This window comes from Allosphingosinicella sp., from assembly GCF_036387215.1.
In the GTDB taxonomy this organism is placed as follows: domain Bacteria; phylum Pseudomonadota; class Alphaproteobacteria; order Sphingomonadales; family Sphingomonadaceae; genus Allosphingosinicella.
The window spans coordinates 1-8,193 of sequence record NZ_DASVUE010000058.1 but is presented as its reverse complement, the minus strand read 5'-3'; the positions used below and the strand labels follow the sequence as shown (position 1 = coordinate 8,193).

Here is an 8,193-nt window from a genome sequence, read left to right as displayed (position 1 = left end):
CCCCCGATCAGCTAGAACTGGAAAGTGAGGGCGAGGAGGACTAGATGACCTCCAGGCGTATTGGAGAATTGTAATGGGTGGTTTCAGCCTCTGGCACTGGCTCGTCGTCGGCGTGATCATCCTGCTCCTGTTCGGCAAGGGGCGCTTCTCCGACATGATGGGCGATGTCGCCAAGGGCATCAAAAGCTTCAAGAAGGGCATGAGCGAGGAGGACGAGCACTCCGCTCCGCCGCGCCGCATCGAGGGCGACCGCACGATTGACGCTTCCGCCGATCCCGCACGCCCCGTTGATCCGATCCGCACTGCCGATCCCGCTGAGCGGCGCGAGCCTTAACGGCGGCGCCTCTTAAGGGGCAGGGGCGCATGTTCGATATTGCACCGACTGAATTGCTGATCGTTGCCCTGGTCGCGCTGGTCGTGATCGGGCCGAAGGACCTGCCGCGCGTGATGCGCACCGTCGGCTATTGGGTGGGCCGCGCCCGCGGCATGGCGCGCCATTTCCGCTCCGGCATCGACACCATGATCCGCGAGTCGGAGCTCGAGGAGATGGAGAAGAAGTGGAAGGAGGAGAATGAGCGTATCATGCGCGATTATCCGACCCTCCCGGCGGCCGATGCGGCCGCTCCAGCCCCTCCCGCCGATGCGGCCGCTCCAGCCCCTTCCGCCGGTCCGGCGCCAGAGGCGCTTCCGCCTGCCGCCGAAGGGCGCGAGCTGCCATGAGCGAGGATGAGATCGACGGCAGCCGCGCGCCGCTGATGGATCATCTGATCGAGCTTCGGCGGCGGCTCATCTGGTCGTTCCTGGCGCTCGGGGCGGCCTTCGCAGTCTGCTTCTATTTCGCGGACCGCATCTTCTCGTTCCTCGCCCAGCCGCTGGTGCGCGCATTCCCGCCCGGGGAGGGGAAGCTCGTCTATACGAAGCTTTACGAGGCTTTCTTCGTCGAGGTGCGGGTCGCCTTCTTCGCCGCCTTCTTCGTCGCCTTTCCGGTCATCGCGAACCAGATCTGGGCCTTCGTCGCGCCCGGGCTCTACGCGAAGGAGAAACGCGCCTTTCTGCCCTTCCTGATCGCCACCCCGGTCCTGTTCGTGATGGGAGGCGCGCTGGCTTATTATGTGGTGATGCCGACGGCGTTTAAGTTCTTCCTCGGCTACCAGGGCAATATCGGCGGCATCGAGCAGGAGGCTCTGCCGTCGATCGGCGAGTATCTCAGCCTCGTCATGCACTTCATCCTGGCTTTCGGCATCGCCTTCCTGCTGCCGGTGCTGCTGATGCTGCTCGAGCGGGCCGGGATCGTCACTCGCCGGCAGCTCAAGGCGGGGCGCCGCTACGCGATCCTGATCGCCTTCGCGGTCGCTGCGGTTGCGACTCCGCCGGACGTCCTCTCGCAGTTCATGCTCGCCGTGCCGCTGATCCTCCTCTACGAATTGTCCCTGATCGCCATCTGGTTCACCGAGCGCCGCCGCGCGCGCGAGACTGGAACCGAACTCCTCTGATGGCCGAGGCGGATCCGCGCTTCATCGATCGGCACACTGCAATGCTGGGGAACGGGGAGGGGCCGGATTGGACCCTTCCAAGCCCGCCGCGGACCGGCTGCCGCGTCGTCCCCTTGATCGAAGCGTCCAACATGTTCCCGGCCCTGGAGCAGCTGGTGCTCGACGCGACGAGCAGCGTCTGGCTCTCCTTCCGCATCTTCGACCCCGAGACGGAGACCCACTCCCAACGCGCGCGGTCGATGGGGCTGCTCGACTGGGGAAGCCTCATCCATCATGCGGTCGCGCGGGGCGTGGAGGTCCGGATCCTGCTCGCCGATTTCGAGCCGGTGCTTGCCGATCACCTCCATGCCGGCTCCTGGCACACCTTCCGGCGGCTGCGCGACATCGCCGCAAGCTTGCCCGAAGCCACGCGCGAGCGGCTGCAGCTGATCGTCATCCAGCATGAGGGGGAGATCGGCTGGTTCTGGCGCCAGCTCCTGCGGCCGCTGCTGCGCGGCCGGATCCGCAAGCTTGTCGAGAAGCTCCTGGGGAGCGGCAGCGCGGAAGATGGCGGCATCGAGACCCGCCCCGGCCTCTGGCGCTACCTCGCCTGGGAAGAGGAGAAGCCGACCGGCTGGAAAGCCGGGCCGCCGCCGCGGCTGTGGCCCGCCACCTATCACCAGAAGTTCGCGATCGTCGACGGGCGCCAGGCGATCGTCGGCGGAATGGACCTGGACGACCGCCGCTGGGACGACCGCCGCCACCGCCAGCGCGCCGACCAGACCTGGCACGATCTGTCGGCGCTGATCGAGGGGCCGGCGGTGGAGGACGCCGCGCGCCATTTCGGCCGGCTCTGGAACCGGGAGCTGCCTCGCTACCGCGAAATCGTGGCGGAGTGGACCGGCGCCTGCGGCCGCGAACTGATGCTCGATCCGCTGACGGACATCCCGCTCATTCCGGCGGCTCCCCAGCTGCCGGCCGGGACTGCAACGGTGCAGCTGGTCCGCACGCTTTCCCGCAAGTCGAGCTCCGCCTTCGCCATCGGCCCGAGGCACGGGATCCGCGAGATCAAGGCTGCGCACCGCCGGCTGATCCTGTCGGCGCGACGGCAGCTTTACATCGAAGCGCAATTTTTCCGCTCGAAAGCCGCAGCCGACTGGATCGAGGAGGCGCTGAAAGCCAATCCCGAGCTCGAAGTCATTATCCTCATCGCCAATGTGCCGGAGGAGATCGCGTTCGAGGGGCAGGCCGACAATCTCGCCCACCGCCATGGCGAGCATCTGCAGGCGCGGGCGCTTGGGCGGCTGCTGAGGCGTGCGGGGCCGCAGCGCGTCGGCCTCTTCACGCTTGCCAAGCAGGAGCCGGTGAAGCCGAGCGAGAAGGAGTTCGTCGAGACGAGGGGCACGGCATTCGGATCGGGCGTGATCCACATCCATTCGAAGCTTCTGATCGCCGACGACGACCTGTGCCTGCTCTCCTCCGCCAACATCAACGGCAGAAGCTTCGAGTGGGATACGGAACTTGGCTTCCTCTGGCACGAGGCGGGCGACGGCATCGCCGAGTTCCGTCGCCGGCTCTGGTGGCAACTGTTCGGCGGAGCGCTTCCGGAGCGGATGAACCTGGAGGGGTGGCGCGACGCGGCGCGCTTCAACAGCGCCGCCGAGCCCGCCGACCGGAAGGGGTTCGTCCTTCCCTACCAGCTCGGCCGCGCCCGCCGCTTCGCCCGGCCCTACTGGTTCATCCCCGACGATCTCGTTTGAGCTGAGGCATCTTGTTGACGCGATTCCGCTTTCCGGCAATCAGGCGCGCATGCGAGACTTCTTCCGCCGAATCGTGACGAAAAATCTGGACTATTCAACGCGCTACCACCTGAAAGCGCGGCTTAGGGCAATCGACGTCAAGTTCCTTGCGGCAATCGTCGCGCTGGCCGTCGCGATCGTCCTCGTCCTGAAATTCTACTGATCCCGAAAATCTTTCTCGGGTCCCCCGTTCTGGTAACCAGTTCGCAAGCCCAGGCTCCTAGATTCGCCTGAAATCACAGGCGGGCAGGAGCTTCCAACAATGGCCGGGGTTACGATCTACCAGAGGGCGCAACGCGATTTCGGCGCCGATCTCCCCGCCCGCGGCCACCATGTCGTCTACCGGACCAACGAGAGCAATCGCTGCCCCGGCTGCGGCCGTGCGCAATGGTATGTCGGCCGGATGACGGCCGAGTGCGGCTTCTGCGGCACTGCGGTTGCGCTTGCGGAAGCGGAATGGAGCGGCGCCGGCCGGGCCGAGATGCCGAGCCGGAAGCTCAGCTGGCAGAAGGCGCTTTCGGAGGAAGTGGATTGGGCCGAGCGGCGCCGCCATGAACGGCTGCCGACGGAGGGACGGACGCTTCAGCTGCTGATCGACGGATCCCCGCACAGCTTCGCCATCCAGAATATCTCCGCCGGAGGGCTGATGGGGGCGGACCCGGTCGGGCTCGCGCCGCGATCGAAGGTGCTCGTGCGGTTCGAAGGCGGCATCCTGGTGCCGGCGGAAGTCCGCTGGGTCGAGGGCAGCCTCACCGGCCTCGCTTTCACCGCGCCCGTGCTTTTCGACACCGGCCGCACCGACTAAGCTCAGGCTGCGGCTCCAAGGCCGCCTTCGATCACCGACCAGCCGGGCGGCTGCACTGCCTGAGGCGCCGGCGGCTCCGGCGCCGCCCAGCCGCAGCGCGGGCAATGGTTATGGCGCAGCGCGGGGTGGATCCCCCAGGGCTTTTCTCTCGAACACTCGACCACGTTCATCGCCAACACCTGCATTAACTCACGTTATTGCATAAATATGCATTTTCGTGCATATACTCAAGATGAATGTGAAAGATGTTTCGTGAGCGACAGCCGAAGCCGACGACAGAAAGCGCTCTCCGACCTGCTTCGGGCGGAGGCGCTTGCAAGCCAGGAAGAGGTGACCGAGCGGCTGAAGGCCCAGGGCTTTGAAGTGACGCAGGCGACGGTGTCGCGCGATCTCGTCCAGCTTGGCGCGGTGAAGGTGAAGCGGGGCGGCGCGATCGCTTATGCTCTGCCCGATCAGATGGGGAGCAGCGACTGGGCGGCGGCGCGGCTTCAGCGCATTTTCAGCGAATGGGTGCAGTCGGTGGAATCGGCCGGCAACATTGTCGTTCTCAAAACTCCGCCCGGCTCCGCCCACCTCGTCGGCCTCGCGCTCGATCAGGCGCAGCTCGAGGAGGTGGCGGGCACGATCTGCGGCGACGACACCTTGTTCCTCGCGCTTCGCGATGGAGTGGCGCCCGATGCCATGGCGGGGCGCTTCCGCGCCCTCTCCCGGGACTAGGACGGGCTTTAGAGCCTGTTTACCATCTTCGGCTACTGACCGCTTGCGGCCGCCTCCGGCCGTGGCTGTGGGGACTGCCGATTTGACCATCATCTGTGCGCTTGCCGGGCACAAGGCTTCGGCCAGGACGATCTGGAACGAAGGCACGCATTTCAGCAAATGCGCCCGCTGCGATCTCGACCTGGTCGAGCTTCAGGGGCGCTGGGAGGCGCCGCCGCCCTGGTTCAGGATCGTCTGGAAGCCGCGCCCGGAGCCGGCCGAAGTACCGGAAGAGACGCTGGAGCTCACCGAACTTGCCGTCTGCGCCGCTCCCGTCCGGGAGGAGCGAAGCGGCGGTGACCGCCGCGTCGCCGGCAGCGATGGCCCACCGCCGTCGCTTCGAGTCGACAGGCGCCGCGGCCGCGATCGGCGGAAAAGCGCGAAGAGGCAGGCGATCGTCCGCGCCTGACGACGACCAAAAAAAAGGCGCCGCCCGAAGGCGACGCCCCTTTTTGCCGAAGCTCGGACCTCAGGTCTTCTTGTCGACCGCATTGGCAGCGGACTGAACGTCCTCGCCTGCGCCGCGAACGGTGTTGCAGGCGACGAGCGTCGCGATCGCGCTCGTGACCAGGATTACGTTGAAGGTCTTGCGGAGCATCTTTGTCTCTCCCGACGCTGCTGTAGGTGGGAGGTAAATGCCCGCCGGAGCGGAACGGTTCCCACGCGTAACGAGACGGCTTGGGAAAAGCGGGTCGTGAGATGTGGGGAGCCCGGAAAAATGTTGAGCCCGGAGGCGCTACCGGGGGGGGGGGGAGGTTAGCGCGTCCGGGCTCATGTTCTGGATAGCGAGAGCGGGGGGGCAAAAGGTCGCTATCCGAAGAGCAGAACGTGGCACACGGGCAGGGGTTCCGCCCCGCGCTGAAAAATTTCCAAAAAAAGCAAAAAGCTTGCGCGTGCCTCCAGCGTCCTCGACGCAACCCGCGTCGGGCTCGCAGGTTGTTGCTTCAAACGGAGGAAATCACAAATGGCCCAGCCGCCCAAAGCCACGCCGCATTCGGACATTGACGGCGTGCACCAGGATGAAGTGCGCAACACCGATATCGCGGCCGACCGCGGGGAGAGCGCCGGAACCGTCGAAGCCGCCAAGCAGGAGACGGTCGCGCGGCCGGTCCCGCAGGAGAATCCCAGGAACCGCGACGACCGCACAAGCTGAGCCGTCTTACCGCTCCGCCTTGTCGACCACGTTGATGTCGAGCGCGTAGCAGCCCAGCTCCAGGTCGCGGTCGATGCCGGTGCGCAGCTGCCGCCCGAGGCCGGTGACGATCCGGTCGAAGCGGGCGAACACCTGCTCGTCGCAACTGGCGCCCGAGCGCAGGCTCTCGGATTCGACGGAGAGCCGGGCGAGGTTCTGGCTCTTGCCGGTCAGCGAAATCGAGACGTTGTGGGCTCCGCAGAACATCGCGAGCTCCACCAGCTCGGTGACCAGAAAGGCGAGCGACACGGCGACGTCCTGAGTGACGTAATAGGGTTCGACATCGAGCCGGATCTGCATGTGCGATGCCCATGCCGGCGCGGTGGCGCGCAGGTTCGCGCCGAGCTCCGAGATGAGCGGCTTCACGGCGACGCCGCGATTGTCCTCGAGCTCCGCATAATGATTGCGATGGACGACCGCGAGCGCGTCGACCCGCCGCTGGATCGAGGCGTAGGCGGCCGCGACATCCTCGCCCTTGGCGCCGCGCGCGTGCAGGTTCAGCAGCGAAGCGACCACCTGCAGATTGTTCTTCACGCGGTGGTGCACTTCCCGGACGAGCCTCGTCTGGCGCTCCAGCGCGGCTTCCAGATCGGCTTCGTGCCGCGCGACCGTGCGCGTCACCCGGTCGAAGGCGAGGCCGAGCTCCCGGATCTCGCGCGCCGGCGTCGCGAGCAGGGGCAAATGGAAGTTGCGATCGCCCGGCTGGTAGCTCGACACCGCCTGCTGCATCCTGACGAGCGGCTTCAGCAGCAAGCGATCGACGATCAGCCAGCCGATCAGCCCCGCGCCCATCCACATGAAGATGGGCAGCAATGTCATCAGCAGCTCGGCCGCGCTCAGAGGCGAAGCGCCGGTGTGGATGTGGAGCCGGAACCTTCCGGCGAGCGCCGGCGCGTCGGCATCGACCGTGCGGATCAGCGGCCCATCCTCGAAGCCGTCATGAACCATCATGCGCCGCCCGCTCTGGGAAAGCGTGAGATCGTATTCGGTGCGCGTGCCCGGAAGCTCGGCTATCTGTCCGATCCTGTTGCGGGGGAGCGCGCCAATTCCCTCGAGATTGCCGCGCTCGTCGAACAGCGAGAAGTGGAGCGCTTCGCCGTCCGGCGTGATGGAGACAAGCGCCCGAATGCCCGCAGGCGCCCGAACGGCCGGACCGGGGACGAAGCCGGGGCTGGCGCAGGCGAGGGCGTTGCGCCTGCCGTAGAGCGCGAACCGTCCTTCGTTCCCCTGCTGCCGTTCCAGCCGGCGCAATGTGGTCTGGCAGGCCTCGGAATCGCCGTCGGTGATGCGGATCGGGGCGCTCGCGGCACGAATGGTGAGAACGCTGCGGGCCAGCGCCGCGTTGATCCGCTGCGCCTTCAGCTCCACGCGCGCCTCCACCGCCTGGCGGTGATCGCTCATATTCTGCCGAGCGCTCTGGATGGAGGCGAGGATCGCGATCAGCCCGAGCGGCAGCAGGCAGCCGCTCAGGATCAAGAACATCTTCAGCGGGGTCGAAAAACCCGCGAATTTGGATGCGAACCAGCCTGTATTTTGTTGCTGCACGTCGTGCGAACGCCTTTCGGCGCGGCTTTATCCAAGCTTTCCGAGCAGGTCGAGCAGATCGGGCGGAATCTGTTCGTCTATCGTACGCTGGTAGGCGGAGCGAAGCGCCTGGCCGAGGTCGGCTCCGCCGGAGCCCTTCTTGCCCTTTTTCGGCTGCGCCCTGTGAGGGGTGTCGGAGGAGTCTGAGGTCTGAGCGGACTTGCGCCGTGTCTCGGCATCTTTTTCGGTTTCGAAGCTCAAAGCGAAATACCCCTCACGGCTACCGCCGTCCCCGCAGTGTAAGTCAGCCCCCTTTTGTCCGCGACACGCAAAACGCAAGGGAAGCACCTGAAGCCGGTACGCGCTAGGCGGACCGTGTCGGCGTGGAAACAAAAAACTGGTTGATTTGTTCCACACCCATCAGAGCAGCGGTTGGGCCAGCTTTTTTGATCGTATTCGTGCTGCAGGCACGGCTCCAGGGCCGGGCTTGCAAAGCGCAGGGCAGGCAATCACAAGGGCCGCAATTCGAGAAGGAGTCGTAACGAACATGTCCCTTGGTCAGGATCTCGCGCCGCATCTTCCATTCCTGCGCCGCTATGCGCGGGCGCTTACCGGCAGCCAGGGGCATGGCGACGCGTTCGTCCG

13 protein-coding genes and 1 pseudogene are annotated in these 8,193 nt (G+C 66.0%); 10 read left to right on the top strand and 4 right to left on the bottom strand.

The window, feature by feature from the left end; translation table 11 throughout:
- The first annotated feature begins 73 nt into the window (after positions 1 to 73).
- The 6 genes from VF662_RS02815 (at position 74) to VF662_RS02790 (ending at position 4,076) form a co-directional block, all read left to right on the top strand.
- Positions 74 to 334 (top strand): twin-arginine translocase TatA/TatE family subunit, encoded by a 261-nt coding sequence (locus tag VF662_RS02815; protein ID WP_464137459.1) that lies wholly within the window; start codon positions 74 to 76, stop codon positions 332 to 334.
- 29 nt (positions 335 to 363) lie between these two features.
- On the top strand, positions 364 to 720 hold the full coding sequence (tatB, locus tag VF662_RS02810) for a Sec-independent protein translocase protein TatB (RefSeq protein ID WP_464137458.1): 357 nt from the start codon (positions 364 to 366) through the stop codon (positions 718 to 720).
- Positions 717 to 1,493 carry a twin-arginine translocase subunit TatC gene (gene tatC, locus VF662_RS02805; protein ID WP_464137456.1) on the top strand — a complete coding sequence of 259 codons (777 nt, stop codon included), beginning with the start codon at positions 717 to 719 and terminating at the stop codon, positions 1,491 to 1,493. The genes tatB and tatC overlap by 4 nt, the downstream gene beginning before the upstream one ends.
- On the top strand, positions 1,493 to 3,232 hold the full coding sequence (locus tag VF662_RS02800; protein WP_464137454.1) for a phospholipase D family protein: 1,740 nt from the start codon (positions 1,493 to 1,495) through the stop codon (positions 3,230 to 3,232). Before tatC ends, VF662_RS02800 begins: the two co-directional genes overlap by 1 nt.
- Before the next feature lie 49 nt (positions 3,233 to 3,281).
- Positions 3,282 to 3,434: a hypothetical protein gene (locus VF662_RS02795; RefSeq protein WP_464137451.1), complete on the top strand. Its 153-nt coding sequence runs from the start codon at positions 3,282 to 3,284 to the stop codon at positions 3,432 to 3,434.
- A 99-nt stretch (positions 3,435 to 3,533) separates the two neighbouring features.
- Positions 3,534 to 4,076, top strand: coding sequence for a PilZ domain-containing protein (locus tag VF662_RS02790; protein ID WP_464137448.1), 543 nt, complete (start codon positions 3,534 to 3,536; stop codon positions 4,074 to 4,076).
- A gap of 2 nt (positions 4,077 to 4,078) precedes the next feature.
- Here VF662_RS02790 and VF662_RS02785 read toward each other — a convergent pair whose 3' ends face one another.
- Positions 4,079 to 4,246 (bottom strand): hypothetical protein, encoded by a 168-nt coding sequence (locus VF662_RS02785; protein WP_464137446.1) that lies wholly within the window; start codon positions 4,244 to 4,246, stop codon positions 4,079 to 4,081.
- An 82-nt stretch (positions 4,247 to 4,328) separates the two neighbouring features.
- Between VF662_RS02785 and argR the strand changes: the two genes are divergently transcribed.
- Positions 4,329 to 4,793 carry an arginine repressor gene (argR, locus tag VF662_RS02780; protein WP_464137443.1) on the top strand — a complete coding sequence of 155 codons (465 nt, stop codon included), beginning with the start codon at positions 4,329 to 4,331 and terminating at the stop codon, positions 4,791 to 4,793.
- Positions 4,794 to 4,875: 82 nt separating this feature from the next.
- Positions 4,876 to 5,241 carry a hypothetical protein gene (locus VF662_RS02775; RefSeq protein WP_464137440.1) on the top strand — a complete coding sequence of 122 codons (366 nt, stop codon included), beginning with the start codon at positions 4,876 to 4,878 and terminating at the stop codon, positions 5,239 to 5,241.
- Between the two features lie 60 nt (positions 5,242 to 5,301).
- Here the strand turns inward: VF662_RS02775 and VF662_RS02770 are convergent, their stop codons facing one another.
- Complete coding sequence (locus VF662_RS02770) at positions 5,302 to 5,430, bottom strand: hypothetical protein (RefSeq protein ID WP_464137435.1); 129 nt, start codon at positions 5,428 to 5,430, stop codon at positions 5,302 to 5,304.
- 366 nt (positions 5,431 to 5,796) lie between these two features.
- Between VF662_RS02770 and VF662_RS02765 the strand changes: the two genes are divergently transcribed.
- Positions 5,797 to 5,985 (top strand): hypothetical protein, encoded by a 189-nt coding sequence (locus tag VF662_RS02765; protein ID WP_464137432.1) that lies wholly within the window; start codon positions 5,797 to 5,799, stop codon positions 5,983 to 5,985.
- Between the two features lie 6 nt (positions 5,986 to 5,991).
- On the opposite strand, the gene VF662_RS02760 is transcribed toward VF662_RS02765, so the two are convergent.
- Positions 5,992 to 7,506 carry a sensor histidine kinase gene (locus VF662_RS02760; protein WP_464137427.1) on the bottom strand — a complete coding sequence of 505 codons (1,515 nt, stop codon included), beginning with the start codon at positions 7,504 to 7,506 and terminating at the stop codon, positions 5,992 to 5,994.
- A gap of 90 nt (positions 7,507 to 7,596) precedes the next feature.
- Positions 7,597 to 7,809: a NepR family anti-sigma factor gene (locus VF662_RS02755; protein WP_464137425.1), complete on the bottom strand. Its 213-nt coding sequence runs from the start codon at positions 7,807 to 7,809 to the stop codon at positions 7,597 to 7,599.
- A gap of 286 nt (positions 7,810 to 8,095) precedes the next feature.
- Between VF662_RS02755 and VF662_RS02750 the strand changes: the two are divergent.
- A pseudogene (locus tag VF662_RS02750) lies at positions 8,096 to 8,193 on the top strand (response regulator); the annotation flags it as partial.

What these genes read in the sequence shown, in the direction of transcription:
- VF662_RS02815 (WP_464137459.1), top strand. Translation starts at nt 74, where the DNA reads ATGGGTGGTTTCAGCCTCTGGCACTGGCTCGTCGTCGGCGTGATCATC.
- tatB (WP_464137458.1), top strand. Translation starts at nt 364, where the DNA reads ATGTTCGATATTGCACCGACTGAATTGCTGATCGTTGCCCTGGTCGCG.
- tatC (WP_464137456.1), top strand. Translation starts at nt 717, where the DNA reads ATGAGCGAGGATGAGATCGACGGCAGCCGCGCGCCGCTGATGGATCAT.
- VF662_RS02800 (WP_464137454.1), top strand. Translation starts at nt 1,493, where the DNA reads ATGGCCGAGGCGGATCCGCGCTTCATCGATCGGCACACTGCAATGCTG.
- VF662_RS02795 (WP_464137451.1), top strand. Translation starts at nt 3,282, where the DNA reads ATGCGAGACTTCTTCCGCCGAATCGTGACGAAAAATCTGGACTATTCA.
- VF662_RS02790 (WP_464137448.1), top strand. Translation starts at nt 3,534, where the DNA reads ATGGCCGGGGTTACGATCTACCAGAGGGCGCAACGCGATTTCGGCGCC.
- VF662_RS02785 (WP_464137446.1), bottom strand. Translation starts at nt 4,246, where the DNA reads ATGAACGTGGTCGAGTGTTCGAGAGAAAAGCCCTGGGGGATCCACCCC.
- VF662_RS02770 (WP_464137435.1), bottom strand. Translation starts at nt 5,430, where the DNA reads ATGCTCCGCAAGACCTTCAACGTAATCCTGGTCACGAGCGCGATCGCG.
- VF662_RS02765 (WP_464137432.1), top strand. Translation starts at nt 5,797, where the DNA reads ATGGCCCAGCCGCCCAAAGCCACGCCGCATTCGGACATTGACGGCGTG.
- VF662_RS02760 (WP_464137427.1), bottom strand. Translation starts at nt 7,506, where the DNA reads ATGTTCTTGATCCTGAGCGGCTGCCTGCTGCCGCTCGGGCTGATCGCG.